At 69.0% G+C, this 14,767-nt stretch carries 10 protein-coding genes; 3 read left to right on the top strand and 7 right to left on the bottom strand.

All coding sequences use genetic code 11. From position 1 onward, the window contains the following. Positions 1–39 precede the first annotated feature (39 nt). From ACO07Z_RS16050 to ACO07Z_RS16060, 3 genes are all read right to left on the bottom strand, one after another. Positions 40–3,198, bottom strand: a complete 3,159-nt coding sequence (locus tag ACO07Z_RS16050; protein WP_421699620.1) for an EAL domain-containing protein — start codon at positions 3,196–3,198, stop codon at positions 40–42. 171 nt (positions 3,199–3,369) lie between these two features. After that, positions 3,370–4,371, bottom strand: a complete 1,002-nt coding sequence (locus ACO07Z_RS16055) for a tetratricopeptide repeat protein (RefSeq protein WP_421699621.1) — start codon at positions 4,369–4,371, stop codon at positions 3,370–3,372. 44 nt (positions 4,372–4,415) lie between these two features. Further along, entirely contained in the window at positions 4,416–5,072 is a 657-nt protein-coding gene (locus tag ACO07Z_RS16060) for a thiamine phosphate synthase (RefSeq protein WP_421699622.1), read from the bottom strand. A gap of 292 nt (positions 5,073–5,364) precedes the next feature. Here ACO07Z_RS16060 and ACO07Z_RS16065 point away from each other — a divergent pair, with 292 nt between their 5' ends. After that, entirely contained in the window at positions 5,365–7,899 is a 2,535-nt protein-coding gene (locus tag ACO07Z_RS16065; protein ID WP_421699623.1) for a carbohydrate-binding family V/XII, read from the top strand. Between the two features lie 162 nt (positions 7,900–8,061). On the opposite strand, the gene ACO07Z_RS16070 is transcribed toward ACO07Z_RS16065, so the two are convergent. The 4 genes from ACO07Z_RS16070 to tkt all read right to left on the bottom strand — a co-directional run bounded on the left by ACO07Z_RS16070 (position 8,062) and on the right by tkt (position 13,644). After that, positions 8,062–9,084 (bottom strand): class I fructose-bisphosphate aldolase, encoded by a 1,023-nt coding sequence (locus tag ACO07Z_RS16070; protein WP_421699624.1) that lies wholly within the window; start codon positions 9,082–9,084, stop codon positions 8,062–8,064. A 126-nt stretch (positions 9,085–9,210) separates the two neighbouring features. After that, positions 9,211–10,410, bottom strand: coding sequence for a phosphoglycerate kinase (locus ACO07Z_RS16075; protein WP_421699625.1), 1,200 nt, complete (start codon positions 10,408–10,410; stop codon positions 9,211–9,213). A gap of 79 nt (positions 10,411–10,489) precedes the next feature. Then, positions 10,490–11,497 (bottom strand): type I glyceraldehyde-3-phosphate dehydrogenase, encoded by a 1,008-nt coding sequence (gene gap / locus ACO07Z_RS16080; protein ID WP_421699626.1) that lies wholly within the window; start codon positions 11,495–11,497, stop codon positions 10,490–10,492. 155 nt (positions 11,498–11,652) lie between these two features. Further along, positions 11,653–13,644, bottom strand: a complete 1,992-nt coding sequence (gene tkt / locus ACO07Z_RS16085; protein WP_421699627.1) for a transketolase — start codon at positions 13,642–13,644, stop codon at positions 11,653–11,655. 398 nt (positions 13,645–14,042) lie between these two features. On the opposite strand from tkt, the gene ACO07Z_RS16090 reads away from it, so the two are divergent. Beyond that, positions 14,043–14,342, top strand: a complete 300-nt coding sequence (locus ACO07Z_RS16090) for a DUF4164 domain-containing protein (RefSeq protein WP_244450615.1) — start codon at positions 14,043–14,045, stop codon at positions 14,340–14,342. Between the two features lie 9 nt (positions 14,343–14,351). Then, on the top strand, positions 14,352–14,735 hold the full coding sequence (locus ACO07Z_RS16095; protein WP_421699628.1) for a cell division protein ZapA: 384 nt from the start codon (positions 14,352–14,354) through the stop codon (positions 14,733–14,735). Positions 14,736–14,767: the final 32 nt, after the last annotated feature.

Consider the following 14,767-nt stretch of genomic DNA (forward strand, 5'->3'; position numbering starts at 1 on the left):
CGCGCCCCTCGCGCCACGCGTTTTTCAGAAGGATCGGCGTCAGGAATTCGGTGTCTGTGTGGGCGCCACAGCTGCCGTTGTGGCGGCGGGGCGCGCGGCCACGGGGGCCGGCGCGGCACCGGCGGGCGCCGCTGCGGGCGTCGCCGTCGAGGCGGCCGGCCGGGCCGCACGCTGCGCGGCTTCGGCAGCGCTGGCGGGGCGGGTAGCGGCCGAGGGAACCGGCGGTGGGGTGGTGGCCGCGCGCGCACCGCGGGAGAGCTGGCGGCCGCGCTCCAGCAGCGAGGTCGGCGGCTGTTCCGGCTGTAGGCGCTTGCGCGCCTCGTCGGCGGTCAGCGCCTCGCCGAAGAACCGGCCCTGGCCATAGCGGCAGCCGAGCTTGCCGAGCGCCGCGGCGACCTGCTCGGTCTCGACGCCCTGGGCGATGATGTCCATGCCGAGATCATGCGCCATGTTGACGATGGTGCGCAGGATGATGGGGCGCTGCGCCTTGTTGCCGCTGCGGCCGAGCGCCTTGGTGAAGGTGCGGTCGACCTTGATGCTGTCGAAGGGGAAACGCTGGAGATAGGCCAGTGCCGAGTAGCCGGAGCCGAAATCCTCCAGCGTGAGGCCGGCGTCGAGGTCGCGCATCCGCGTGAGGATCTGCGAGGTGTATTCCGGGTTCTCCATCGCCAGCGATTCCGACAGCTCCAGCTTCAGCGTGCCGGGCGCGACGACATTGCGGGCAAGCACCGCCTTCAAATCCTGCAGCAAATCGTGCCGCAGCATCTGCCGGGAGGAGATGTTGACGCAGATGAAGATCGGCTCGCCGCGCAGCGAACGCTGCCACACGCCCAGCTGGCGCGCGGCGGTGTCGAGCACGAACAGGCCGAGATCGACGATGAGCCCCGAATCCTCGGCGAGGCCGAGGAAATCGTCGGGGGTCAACGTGCCCAGCGTCGGGTGCTGCCAGCGCATCATCGATTCGAAGCCGGCAATGCGCCGCGTCGTGAGATCGACGATGGGCTGGTAGAGCACGCTGATCTCGGCGCGTTGCAGGGCCTGGCGCAGGTCCTGCTCCATGGTCAGCCGGTCGAGCTTCTGCGTCCGCATGTTGGGACGGAACACCTCGATGCGGTCGCCGCCGACGCGCTTGGCGAAATACATCGCCAGTTCCGCGTCCTTGAGCGTCTCCACCGGGGTGCGCTTCTGGCCGTCGGCCAGCAACAGGCCGATGGAGGCGGTGATGAAGATTTCGCGGTCGCCGAAGGTGATGGGCGCGCGCAGCGTGCGGCGCAGCGTGTCGGCGAAGGCGGTGATGCGTTCGGGATCGCGTTCGGACAGCAGGATCAGCGCGAAATGATCGCTGCCGAGGCGAGCCAGCGTGTCCTGCTGCTTGACGAGCCGCATCAGGCGGCGGGCAACGGTGAGCAGGATGGAATCGCCGGCCGGCATGCCGAGGGTGGCGTTGACCTGCTTGAAGCGGTCGAGGTCGATCAGCAGGACCGTCGGGCGGATCTGGTCGTCGCTGCGCGCCAGGCCGTTGGCGGCGGCGATGCGGTCGAGGAAAAGCTCGCGATTGGGCAGGCCGGTCAGGTTGTCATGCACCGCATCATGCAGCATCCGCTCCTCGGCGGTGCGGCTGTCGGTGACATCGGAAAGCGTGCCGATGCAGCGCACCACCTCGCCATCGGTGCCGACCACCGGGCGGGCGCGCAGGTTGAACCAGAGATAGTGGCCGTCATGCGCGCGCAGGCGGAAATCCTGGTCGATGCGCCCGCGCCGCTGGTCGAGCAGCCCGTCCAGCGTGGCGCGGAAGCGGTCGCGGTCGCCGGGATGGATGATGTCGAGCCAGCCGGCGGCCTCGGTTTCCAGCGTGCCCTGCTTGAGACCCAGCATATGCTCGGCCTCCGGGCTGACATGGATGCGGTCGGTATCGACATCCCAGTCCCAGACGATGTCGCCCGAGCCCGCCACGGCGAGCGCCCGGCGCTCCAGTTCCTGCGCGCTGCCGGCCACCGAGCCGATGCCGGCAAAGGCGTGTTGCATCACGGTGAAGCCGATCAGCATCACGATCAGCACCAGACCGCCGAGCAGCGCCGGGGCGACGAGATCATTGCCGATGCGCCCGGACACCGCCATGCCGGCGGTGATCACCCACACGACGAGCAGAAGCAGGGTGGGGATGATGAGCACGGCGCGGTCGTAGCGGTGCAGCGCCAGCCACACCACCACGCCGAAGCCCATGAAGGAGACGACGAGCAGCGAGGGCCGGGCAATGCCGGCCGCGGCGGAGGGGTCGAGCAGGGCGAGGCCGACAATGGCGGCGAGGAACACCAGCCAGCCGGCGGTGACATGGGCGTAGCGCACATGCCAGCGATTGAGGTTGAGATAGGCGAACAGGAACACCACCAGCGTCGCGGCGAGGATCGCCTCGCCGGCCGCGCGCCAGAATTGCTGCGCCAGCGGCGAGATGCCGAACACTTTCGACCAGAAGCCGAAATCGAGGCCGATATAGCCCAGCACCGCCCAGGCCAGCGCCGCCGCCGCCGGGAACATGGCGCTTCCCTTCACCACGAACAGGATGGTGAGAAACAGGGCGAGCAGGCCGGCAATGCCGATGACGATGCCATTATAGAGGGTGAAGCTGTTGACCTTGTCCTTGTAGGCCTCCGGCTCCCAGAGATAGAGCTGCGGCAGCCCGCCATCGCCGAGCTCGGCCACCAGCGTCACCGTGGTGCCGGGGTCGAGTGTCAGGAAGAACACGTCGGCATCCGGCGCGTTCTGCAGTTCCGGCCGGAAACCCTGGCTGGTGGTGACGTTGAGGATGCGGCGATTGCCGAGATCCGGCCACAGCACGCCGGAGCCGACCATGCGGTAATGCGGGGCGACGATCAGCCGGTCGACCTGCTCGTCGGTGTTGTTGGCGAGGGCGAAGACCGCCCATTTGTTGCCATGCGGCCCCGGCACCACCGAGCGGACCTCGATGCGGCGGACGATGCCGTCGGCGCCGGGCACGGTGGACACCTGCAGCCGGTCATTGTCGCTGGTGCGCCGCTCGATGGCGGGGGCGAGGTCGATCACCGGGGCATCGAGCCGGATCGCCACCGCCTCCAGCGCGCGGGCAGGCGCCGCCCCTAGCGTGAGCATCGCCGCCAGCACTGCCGCCACCACCGCGAACGCCCGGACGAGATCCGGCCGGCGGGAATGAGCAGGCGGCATGGCCCGCGAGGGCACTGGACGAGCGATGAGCAAACGAAATCCCCAGAAGCTGTCTTCGACGCCGCGCCACCGGCTCCCAACGGCGAAGCGTCCCGATGAGTAACGGTGCCCGGCGGCATGAGCAAGGCGGGAACGTGCCGCCGGGCTTTGCCGGTAGGACGGGCGGTTACTCTAATAGGCCGGCGGTGGCGTCCAAGGCTTGATCCGCGCCTGCGCCTGCGCGCGCTGCTCGGGCGTGAGGCTCGCCACCAGCTTGTCGAGCATGGGATCGTCAAGTTTCTGCGCCTTGGCGACGAGGTGCCAGCCGGCGGCGGCGATCACATCCTTGGGAACGCCGCGCCCGGCGGAGAGGATGCGCGCATAGCGGTTCTGGGCGATGGCGTTGCCCTGGAGCGCCGCCTTGCGGAACAGGGCGGCGGCGCGCTCCTCGTCCTTCGGCACCCCGACGCCGTTGAACACGGCGATGGCGAGCTCGGTGGTGGCGACATCATTGCCGATCTCGCTGGCGCGCTGCAGCAGGCGGGCGGATTCGATGGGGTCGCGCGGCACGCCATTGCCGTCGCGGTAAAGCGTCGCCAGCGCATAGAGCGCGTCCGGCTGGTCGCGCTCGGCACCGCGCTTGAACCATTCGGCGGCGATGGCCGGTTCCTTCGGCGCCACCTCGCCCTGGAGATAGACGAGCCCGAGATTATAGGCGGCGCGGGCGCTGCCATTCTCGGCGGCCTGGCGGAAGAACTCCACCGCCTGGTCCTTGGTGGTGACGGTGGGCGAGGCCATGAGCACGGCGCCGAGGGTGAAGAGGGCGTCGGCATTGCCCTTGGCGGCGGCGGCCTCGTACCATTTGCGCGCGGCCGTGGGATCCTGGCGCACGCCATAGCCTTGGGACAGCAATTCGCCGGCCAGCACCATCGCCGCCGCGTCGCCCTGTGCATTGGCTTGGCTGACGGCGAGATCCAGTGCCGTGCGGTAGCGCCCGCGCTGATAGGCGGTGAAGGCGGGATCGCGGTCGGTGCCGAGCGGCGCTGCCGTGCTGGGGGTGCCGAGGGGCGAGCCAAGCGGGTTGGAGAGCGGGTTGGGCGTGCCGGGTTTCGGCGCTGCCGGCTTGGGGGCTGCCGGCGATTGCGCCAATGCCGCGCCGGCGCCCGACAGGTGGGCGAGGAGCAGTCCGACCAAGACCGCCGCGCCCCGCGCCCGCTCGCTGCCGCACGCCCTCCGCATCAGGACGCCTCTGCGGGAAGGACGAGGCGCGCCGCCAGCGCCCGGGCGCCCTCAATGGGCGCCTCGAAGACCAGCGTGTCGACGGCGATGAAATCGGCCCCGGCGGCGACGAGCGCCTCGACCTCTTCCAGCGTGCGCGCATAGCCGACGCAGGGCGGCTCGAACAGCTGCGCCCACCATTCGGTGCGCTCCAGCGTCGCCTCGAAGGGCGGGCGGCGGCCTTCCGCGTCGGGCTCGCCGAACATCACATAATCCGCGCCACTCTCGGCCGCCGTCATGGCGTCGTGCTTGCTGCGCAGCCCACCGGCACCGACGATGCCGTCCGGCCGCAGCGCGGCGACGGCGGCCTTCAGCGCCGGGACCGCGTCGACATGCGCGCCATCGGCCCCGAGCGTGGCGACGAGGGTGGCGGCACCATCGACAAGGCCCGCAGCACCGATCGCCTGGCAGGCATCTAGCAGCGGCGCGAGCGTCGTCGCGGCCGCGCCGGCGGCGGGCCGCAGCAGCACGGCGGCGATGTCGACCTCAGCGGCCGCCTGGCGCAGCGCCTCGGCCTGCGCGGCGATGCCGGCGGCGTCGGCGGCCGGGGCAAGCACATAGAGGCGGGGCGCCGGGCGCGGCGGTTCGGAGGCAGGGCGGGTGGAGGAGCGAGCCATTGAAACAGTCTTGTGACGAGCCATTGGGGGAAGCCATCGGCGAGGATGGCGGCGAAAGCACGGCACGCGGCGCTTTCTGTAGCGCGGCGGGCCCTTCGCGGTCCAGTACGCCGCCCTGGTCGCGGCAAAGCGGTGCCTTCGCCTTATTGCGGTAACATTTTAACGGCGATCTCTTCGTCGTCGCTTTCGTGTTCGGACGGCGTCTTATCGTTACGAATCAGCGGTGCTAATGCTCTACCGCAGCAAGCCGACCGGCCCGTCGCCGGATCGCCGCCGCCCGTTTGGGGGAAACATGCGCCTTCATTCCCAGTCTCTCGCCTTCATCGCCGCGGCGTTCGCGGCGAGCCTTTCGCCCGCCCTGGCGCAGCAGCCGGCGCCCCCGGCGGCCCAGGCCGGCACCGCCGCCGCGCCGTCGGCGCTTCCGGCCGCGCTGGCCTGGCCGCGCAGCTTCGACCTCGGCGACAAGCTGATGCAGGTCTATCAGCCGCTCATCGAGCAATGGAACGGCGACCAGATTTCCGGCCGCGCCGCCGTCGCCATCGGGCCGAAGCCCGACGCGAACGCCGCCAGCGCTGCGGGCTCTTCTGCCGCACCCGCCGCCGGCCCGACCTACGGCCTCGCCCGCTTCACCGCGCGTGTGGCGATCGACAAGCCGTCCAAGCTCGCCCAGCTGAGCAATATCCGCATCACCTCGGTCGATGTGCCGACCGACGCCTCGCAGAACGCGGTGCTGCTGAACGCGCTGCAGTCGCGCATCTCGCCGCAGGGCCTGACCTTCGCCCTCGATCAGCTGATGACCAGCTATGCCGCGACCAAGCAGCTGGACAAGGAGCTGACGCAGCCGGTGCAGAACACCCCGCCGCGCATCATCTTCGCCGACAAGCCGACCCTGCTCGTGCTCGTCGCGGGGCAGCCGGTGCCGCGGCCGGTCAACGGCGTGCCGGGCTTCCAGCGCATCGTCAACACCCAGCCGCTGATGCTGGTCGACAGCGCCGGGCTTTATCACCTGCAGGCGTCGGGCACATGGTATCAGGCGCCGTCGGTCGAAGGGCCGTGGACGGTGACCGCGCAGCCCGACCCCGCGCTGGAAGCCGCCGGCAGCACGGCCACCTATGAGGAGCCGGCGCAGACCATGCTGCCGGCCAATGGCCAGAAGCCGGCGACCCCGCCCGCCATCATCGTTTCCACCACGCCCACCGAACTCGTCATCACCGCCGGCGCGCCGCAGATGACGCCGGTGGGTGGCACCTCGCTGCTGCGCGTGGGCAATGCCGACCACGCGCTCATCCTCGATCCCGACAGCAACCAGTATTACGTGCTGATCTCCGGCCGCTGGTTCCGCGCCGCCGGCTTCAACGGGCCGTGGAGCTTCGTGCCCGGCACCAGCCTGCCGGCCAGCTTCGCCAAGATTTCCACCACCGATCCGGCGGCGAATGCGCTGGTCTCGGTGCCCGGAACGCCGCAGGCCAAGGAAGCGGCGATCGCCGCCACCGTGCCGCAGACCGCCTCGATCAAGCGCGATACCCAGCTCACCATCCAGTATGATGGCGGGACGCCGAAGTTCGAGCCGATCAAGGGCACCATCCTCGCCTCGGCGGTCAACACCCGCACGCCGGTGATCCAGCTCGATCCCGGCCGCTATTACGCGCTGTTCCAGGGCGCATGGTTCGTCTCGGCGACGCCGACCGGCCCGTGGATGGTGGCAGATGTGGTGCCGGACGCGATCTACACCATCCCGGTGTCCTCGCCGCTGCACTACGTCACCTATGTCCGCGTCTACGCCTCGACCGCCGACGTGGTCACGGTGGGCTACACGCCCGGCTATATGGGCGTGGTGATCGAGCCTGGCGGCACGGTGGTCTATGGCACCGGATATAACTGCGTCGGCTATATCGGCACGTACTGGTATGGCTGCCCGGCGACCTATGGCTATGACGCCGCCTTTGCCTGGACCACCGGCTTCGGCTTCGGCTACGACGCCGCCTTCGGCTGGGGTGCGATGTATCCCTGGTGGGGCCCCTATTGGCGGCCCGGCCCCTGGTACGGCCCCTGGGCCGGCGTCGACATCGCCCGCACCAACATCTATGGCGCCTGGGGCGGTGCGGCGACCTGGGACCATGCCTGGGGTGTCGGCCCCTATGGCACCGCCTGGGGCGCCAACGCCGTGCACGGCGTGACCGGCTGGGGCACCGACTTCGCCGGCCGCTCCGCCGCCGCCTTCAATCCCTGGACCGGCAATTACGCCGCCGGGCGCTCGGCCGCCTTCTTCAACCCCTATACCGGCGCCCATGGCGAAGCGCGTGCCGGCGTGGCGGGCAATGCCTATACCGGCAATGCGGTCGCCGGGCGTGAATCTGCGGGCTACAACCCGACGACCGGCATCGGCCATGCCTCGGAGACCGGCGTGGTCGACAATAACGGCCATGTCAGTGTCGACAGCCGCGGCGTCGCCGGCAACGCCAAGACTGGCAATGCGGTGGCGTGGAACAATGGCAATGTCTACACCGACCATGACGGCTCGATTCACCAGTACGACGCCAATAATGGCTGGCAGCGCCAGACCGGCAGCGGCTGGGCGAACGACACCGATGCCGCGCAGATGGACCGCCTTAACCAGCAGCGGCAGTACCAGTCCTATGGCGACCAGCGCGCCGACAGCTTCGCCCGCGCCGGCGGCTATGACGGTTTCGGCGGTGGCTATGGCGGGGGCGACCATTTCGGTGGCTATGGTGGCGGCTTCGGCGGCGGCTATGGCGGCGGATTCCATAGCGGCTTCGGCGGCGGTTTCGGCGGCGGGTTTGGCGGGGGCTTCGGCGGTCGCCGCTGAGCGCGGACCTCCCTCCGGCTTATGAAGGCGCCGCCCTCCGGGGCGGCGTTTTCTTTTGCAGCGGCTGTCCGGCCATGGAAGCGGCACCCCACCCCCTTCGCGGAAACGAAAACGCCGCCCCGAAGGGCGGCGTTTCACATTCATGCCTGCGAGGAAAAGGGCTCAGGCCGCCTTCTTCTCTTCGCTTTCCGGCGTCCACTGGCCGAGAGCGGCGAGATAGTTCATCCGGGCGCGGTGGGTGAACGCGGCCTGACCGGCGGCGACGTTTTCCGGCTTGCCGGACCACGCCTTCTGCGGCGCGGCCTGAAGGGCGCGGCCATAGGAGAAGGTGAGGTTCCACGGCAGCCCGCCCTGACGGATCATCGCGTCGAGATGGGCGGTGGCCTCTTCGTCGGACTGGCCGCCGGAGAGGAAGGCGACACTCGGGATCGCCGAGGGCACGCAGTTCTTGAGGCAGCGGATGGTCTTTTCCGCCACTTCCTCGACCGAGGCCTGCTTGGGCGACTTCTTGCCGGCGATGACCATGTTCGGCTTGAGCACCGCGCCTTCCAGCTTCACGCGGCCATAGAAGAGCTGCTGGAACACTTCCTTCAGCACCCACTCGGTCACGTCGTAGCAGCGGTCGATGTCGTGGTCGCCGTCCATCAGTACTTCCGGCTCGACGATCGGCACGATGCCGGCGGCCTGGGCCAGCGCCGCATAGCGTGCCAGCGCCTGGGCATTGGCGAGGATCGAGGTGTAGCTCGGAATGTGCTGGCCGATATCGATCACCGCGCGCCACTTCGCGAAGCGGGCGCCAAGGTCGTAGTATTCCTTGAAGCGGCCGGCGAGGCCGTCGAGACCCTCGGTGATGGTCTCGCCCGGGCAGCCCGGCTGCGGATGGGCGCCGAGATCGACCTTGATGCCGGGAATGGAGCCCGCATCCTCGATCAGCTTCACCAGCGGCGTGCCGTCCTTCGCCTTCTGGCGGATGGTCTCGTCGAACAGGATGACGCCCGAAATATACTGGGTCATCGCCTCGGAGCGGAACAGCATCTCGCGGTAATCGCGCCGGTTCTCCTCCGTCGATTCCACGCCGATGGCGTCGAACCGCTTCTTGATGGTGCTGGCGCTTTCATCCGCCGCCAGCAGGCCCTTGCCGCCCGCTGCCAGCTTATACGCGACCTCTTCGAGGCTTGCAGTCATTGTCTCTCTCCCGCGCGAAACTGACCGGCCGGCACCGCCGCCGGAGCGAACGCGGGCCGGACCGGTCGGATACTAGCACCGGGCGGAGCGATTCCGAATGACGGGACCGCGCCGCCCAGGCGTCCTTCAACGTCTCAGGGCTTCGACGCCCGGCAGGGGCTTGCCCTCAAGCCATTCCAGGAAGGCGCCGCCGGCCGTCGACACATAGGTGAAGCGGTCGGCCACCCCGGCATGGTTGAGCGCAGCCACCGTGTCGCCGCCGCCCGCCACGGACAGAAGTCCGCCGGCGTCGGTGAGTTCCGCCGCCGCGCGCGCCACCGCCACCGTCGCCGTGTCGAAGGGCGGCAGCTCAAAAGCGCCGAACGGGCCGTTCCAGACGATGGTCCTGGCGTCCTTCAGCCGGGCCACGACGTTTTCCACCGAGGCCGGGCCGGCATCGAGCATCATCTCGTCCGGCCGGATATCGTCGACCGAGGCGACGCGGTGCGGCGCATGCGCCTTGAACTCGGTGGCGGCGAGGGCGTCGACCGGCAGCACGATGTCGCAGCCGGCGGCCTTGGCCTTGTCGAGGATTTCCAGCGCCGTGCCGGTGAGGTCATGCTCGCACAGCGACTTGCCGACATCCTTGCCCTGGGCGGCGAGGAAGGTGTTGGCCATGCCGCCGCCGATCACCAGAATGTCGACCTTGGCGACGAGATTGCCGAGCAGGTCGAGTTTCGACGAGACCTTGGCGCCGCCGACCACGGCAAGCACCGGGCGTTCCGGCTTCTCCAGCGCCTTGGCCAGGGCCTCGATCTCTTCCTGCATGCAGCGCCCGGCGAAGGCCGGCAGCTTGTGCGCGAGCCCTTCGGTGGAGGCGTGGGCGCGGTGGGCGGTGGCGAAGGCGTCGTTGACATAGACATCGCCGAGGCTGGCCAGCGCCGCCACGAAGTCGGGGTCGTTCTTTTCTTCCCGCTTGTCGAAGCGGGTGTTCTCCAGCAGCAGCACGTCGCCGTTCTGCAGCTTTGCGACCGCTTCCTCTGCCACCGGGCCGATAGTGGCGGGGGCGAAGGCGACGGGCTTGCCGAGCCGGCTCGCCACTTCCGCAGCGATGGGGGCCAGCGACAGCGCCGGGTCTTCGCCCTTGGGGCGGCCGAAATGGGCGAGCAGGATGACCTTGCCGCCCTTGTCGGAGATTTCGCGGATGGTGGGCAGCACGGCCTGGATGCGGGTGTCGTCGGTCACCCGTCCATTGTCGACCGGCACGTTCAGATCGACGCGCACGAGAACGCGCTTACCGGCGACGTCGGCGTCGTCGAGGATGCGAAAGGCGGAAGCCTCGCTCATGGTCTTCTCCCTGGGATTGTTGATCTTATCTGCGAAACGGCCGGACCTCCTTGGCGGGAGGCCCGGCCGGGCCGGCTGTTCAGATCAGCTTTCCGAGGGCGACCGCCGTGTCGGACATGCGGTTCGAGAAGCCCCATTCATTGTCGTACCAGGACAGAACCCGGACGAAATTGCCTTCCAGAACCTTGGTCTGGTCGAGATGGAAGATCGAGGAATGGGGGTCGTGGTTGAAGTCGGTCGAGACATTCGGCTGGTCGGTGGTGCCGAGGATGCCCTTGAGCGGGCCGCCGGCGGCGGCCTTGATCGCCTCGTTGATCTCTTCCTTCGTCACCTTCTTCTTGGCGACGAACTTGAAGTCGACCACCGAGACGTTCGGGGTCGGAACGCGGATCGAGGTGCCGTCGAGACGGCCGGCGAGTTCCGGCAGCACCAGGCCGACGGCCTTGGCGGCGCCGGTCGTGGTCGGGATCATCGACAGCGCCGCGGCGCGGGCGCGGTAGAGATCCTTGTGCATGGTGTCCAGCGTCGGCTGGTCGCCGGTGTAGGAGTGGATCGTCGTCATGAAGCCGTGGTCGATGCCGACGGCGTCGTTCAGCACCTTGGCCACCGGCGCGAGGCAGTTGGTGGTGCAGGAGGCGTTGGAGACGACCAGATGATCCTTGGTCAGCTTGTCGTGGTTGACGCCGTACACGACCGTGAGGTCGGCGCCTTCCGCCGGGGCGGAGACCAGCACGCGCTTGGCGCCGGCCGCGAGATGGGCGGCGGCCTTGTCACGGGCGGTGAAGATGCCGGTGCATTCGAGCGCGATATCCACGCCGAGCGCGGTGTGCGGCAGCTCGGCCGGGTTGCGGACGGCGGTCACCTTGATCGGGCCGCGACCGACATTGATCGTGTCGCCGTCGACCGTCACCGTGCCGTTGAAGCGGCCATGCACGCTGTCGAAGCGGAACAGATGCGCATTGGTCTCGACCGGGCCGAGATCATTGATGGCGACGACCTCGATATCGGTGCGGCCGGACTCGATGATGGCGCGCAACACGTTGCGGCCGATGCGTCCAAAGCCGTTGATGGCAACCTTGAGCGTCATGCGTTTTTTCCCCAGGTAAGCTGTCTCATCACGATCCGCGCGTGGGCCTCATAGCGCGACGATGGCCACGACACCAGCCGGTCTTTTGACGCTGCCAGTGGGACGCAGGGCTGGCGCATTTACCATGCGCCAGCTGCATAGCTTATTGGCTTGGCTCAGCGCTTGAGGCGGCTGAGCGCGGTCGCGACCACGGCTTCGACGGTGATGCCGAAATGGGCAAAGACCTGCGGGGCCGGGCCGGAGGCGCCGAAGCCGTGCATGCCGACAAAGGCCGCATCGGAGCCGACGATCTCGTCCCAGCCCTGACGGATCAGGGCCTCGACGGCGATCTTCACCGGCGCCTTGCCCACTACCTGGCGGCGGCTTTCCTCGGGCTGGTTCAGGAACAGCTCGAAGCAGGGCACGGAAACAACGCGGGTCGGGATACCCTGCGCTTCCAGCTGCTCGCGCGCCTTCATCACCAGCGACACTTCCGAACCGGAGGCGAAGAGGGTGACCTGCGCCTCGTCGGAAGCACTCGCCAGCTCATAGGCGCCGCGCGCCGTGAGGCAGCGCTCGGTGTCGTCGGTGCGCAGCAGCGGCAGGTTCTGGCGGGTCAGCGCCAGCACGCTCGGGCCGGTCTTGTGCTCCAGCGCCAGCTTCCAGGCTTCCGCCGTTTCGACCGTGTCGCAGGGGCGGAAGACGAGGAGGTTGGGAATCGCGCGCAGCGCGGCGATCTGCTCCACCGGCTGGTGGGTCGGGCCGTCCTCGCCCACGCCGATCGAATCATGCGTGAACACATAAACGACGCGCACGCCCATCAGCGCCGCGAGGCGGATGGAGGGGCGGCAATAGTCGGAGAACACCAGGAAGGTGCCGCCATAGGGGATGAAGCCGCCATGCAGGGCGATGCCGTTCATCGCCGCCGCCATGCCGTGCTCGCGGATGCCCCAGTTCACATAGCGGCCGTCATATTTCGGCGGCTCGACATAGACCGAGGTGGCCTTGGTCTTGGTGTTGTTGGAGTGGGTGAGGTCGGCCGAGCCGCCCACCATTTCCGGCAGCGCGGCGGTGAGCGCTTCCAGCACGATCTCCGACGATTTGCGGGTGGCGACTGCGCCGCCATCGGCGCGGGCCTTGGCGATCACGGCGGCAATGGTCTCGCCGAGCTTGGAGGGCAGGTCGCCGCGCACGCGGCGCTCGAACTCGCCGCGCAGCGCCGGGTCGGCGTCGTTGAAGCGCTGGCTCCAGCTCTTGTGCGCCTGGCGCGAGCGCAGGCCGGCGAGGCGCCACGCGTCGAGCACGTCGCTGGGAATGACGAAGGGCTCGTATTCCCAGTTGAGGAAGGCGCGGGCGGCGGCAATCTCGGCGGCACCGAGCGGGGCGCCGTGCACGGCATTGGTGCCGCCCTTGCTGGGCGCGCCATAGCCGATGGTGGTGCGGCAGGCGATCAGGGTCGGCTTATCGCTGGTCTTGGCGGCTTCCAGCGCGGCGAGGATCGCGTCCGGGTCATGGCCGTCGATGCGGGTGGTCGCCCAGCCCGAGGCGGCGAAGCGCTCCAGCTGGTCGGTCGCCACCGACAGCGCGGTCGAGCCATCGATGGTGATGTGGTTGTCGTCCCACAGCACGGTGAGCTTGTTCAGCTTCTGGCGGCCGGCGATCTCGATCGCCTCCTCCGAGATGCCTTCCATGAGGCAGCCATCGCCGGCGATGACATAGGTGTGGTGGTCGACGAGGTCGCCGCCGAACTGCGCGGCCATCATGCGCTCGGCGAGCGCGAAGCCGACCGAATTGGCGAGGCCCTGGCCCAGCGGGCCGGTCGTTGTCTCGACGCCGACGGTGTGGCCATATTCCGGATGACCCGGGGTGCGCGAGCCGAGCTGGCGGAAATTCTTGATGTCGTCGAGCGTCATGCCCTCATAGCCCGTGAGGTAGAGCAGGGCGTAGAGCAGCATCGAGCCATGGCCGGCGGAGAGGATGAAACGGTCGCGGTCCGGCCAGCGCGGGTCGGTCGGATCGAATTTCAGCACCTTGCCGAACAGGACGGTGGCGACATCCGCCATCCCCATGGGCATGCCGGGATGGCCGGAATTGGCGGCTTCGACGGCATCCATGGCCAGGGCCCGAATGGCATTGGCCATGCGGTCGTGCTTCTCGCGGTTCGACATGAGGACGGATCTCTCCGAGGCAGATGGGTTGCTGTGTCAGGGCGCGACGTTTCGGTGCCGCAGGCCGGGCGGCGTGCTCCCGGGCGGGCCAGCTCAGCATGCGGGCGGGGCTGGCGAGTGATAGCACCACCGGGCGCGGTGTCAAAGACAGCGCTGTGACACCCCCTTGCGGCAACGTCATTCGCTGGCGCCGCAAGGGGGACGAGTCGCCGGCGGCCTGTTGAAAGTCGTCGGTTGCGGGGCTGCCGGCGGCGAAGTTGACGCTGCCGCCCGCCGCAGGCTCAATATTGCCGGATTCGTTCCGCGATGAATGCGTTACGTACGGGTGGAACGAAGCGTCGCCATGGGCCGTTTCGCCCGCGCTTCCCGCCCGTGACGGGCGAAACAAGGGAGAGGTCATGAACGCGCCTGAGGCGGGCGAGACGACAGGCGTCGTGGACGCCGCCCTGCGGCGCTTCGACAGCGCGGTCGAGGCCCTTGAGAGCGCCATCGAGCGCCGGCTGGAGGTGGAGCGGCAGGAGGCCGCGCTCGCCCAGCAGCTGCATGTGCTTGGTGCCGACCGTTCCCGCCTCGCCGATGCGCTCGACGGGGCGCAGGCGCGTGCCGAGCGGCTCGACAGTGCCAATGAGGAGGTTGCGCGCCGGCTGGGCAGCGCCATGGAAACCATTCGCGCGGTGCTCGCCGCGCAGGAGCGCTGAGGGAACGCAATGGCCTATGTGACCATCAGCATTGGCGGGCGCGCCTACCGCATGGCCTGCGACGACGGCCAGGAAGATCATCTCAGCGGCCTCGGCGAGGAAGTGGACGCCCGCATCGAGCAGCTGCGCGTCGCCTTTGGCGAGATCGGCGACCAGCGCCTCAGCATCATGGCCGCCATCACCCTCGCGGACGAACTGAGCGAGGCGCGCCGGCGCATCCAGGCGCTGGAGAAGGAGGCGAGCGCCGAGCGCGCCGCCCGCAGCGCCGCGACGCGGCGCCTCGACGAGACGGAGGTCCGCGTGGCGCGCGGCATCACCGGCGCCGCCGAGCGGCTGGAGCGGCTGACCCGCGAACTCGGCACCAGTCCCTCCGGCGGCGTCGGCATGGGCTGACCGCGCGTCGGAAACCCCGGCACCCCGGGGCC

It is taken from the genome of Ancylobacter sp. (genome assembly GCF_965229075.1).
GTDB lineage: Bacteria > Pseudomonadota > Alphaproteobacteria > Rhizobiales > Xanthobacteraceae > Ancylobacter.

Coding starts and splice junctions, on each gene's coding strand:
- ACO07Z_RS16050 (WP_421699620.1), bottom strand. CDS start 3,198: ATGCCGCCTGCTCATTCCCGCCGGCCGGATCTCGTCCGGGCGTTCGCG.
- ACO07Z_RS16060 (WP_421699622.1), bottom strand. CDS start 5,072: ATGGCTCGCTCCTCCACCCGCCCTGCCTCCGAACCGCCGCGCCCGGCG.
- ACO07Z_RS16065 (WP_421699623.1), top strand. CDS start 5,365: ATGCGCCTTCATTCCCAGTCTCTCGCCTTCATCGCCGCGGCGTTCGCG.
- ACO07Z_RS16070 (WP_421699624.1), bottom strand. CDS start 9,084: ATGACTGCAAGCCTCGAAGAGGTCGCGTATAAGCTGGCAGCGGGCGGC.
- ACO07Z_RS16075 (WP_421699625.1), bottom strand. CDS start 10,410: ATGAGCGAGGCTTCCGCCTTTCGCATCCTCGACGACGCCGACGTCGCC.
- gap (WP_421699626.1), bottom strand. CDS start 11,497: ATGACGCTCAAGGTTGCCATCAACGGCTTTGGACGCATCGGCCGCAAC.
- tkt (WP_421699627.1), bottom strand. CDS start 13,644: ATGTCGAACCGCGAGAAGCACGACCGCATGGCCAATGCCATTCGGGCC.
- ACO07Z_RS16090 (WP_244450615.1), top strand. CDS start 14,043: ATGAACGCGCCTGAGGCGGGCGAGACGACAGGCGTCGTGGACGCCGCC.
- ACO07Z_RS16095 (WP_421699628.1), top strand. CDS start 14,352: ATGGCCTATGTGACCATCAGCATTGGCGGGCGCGCCTACCGCATGGCC.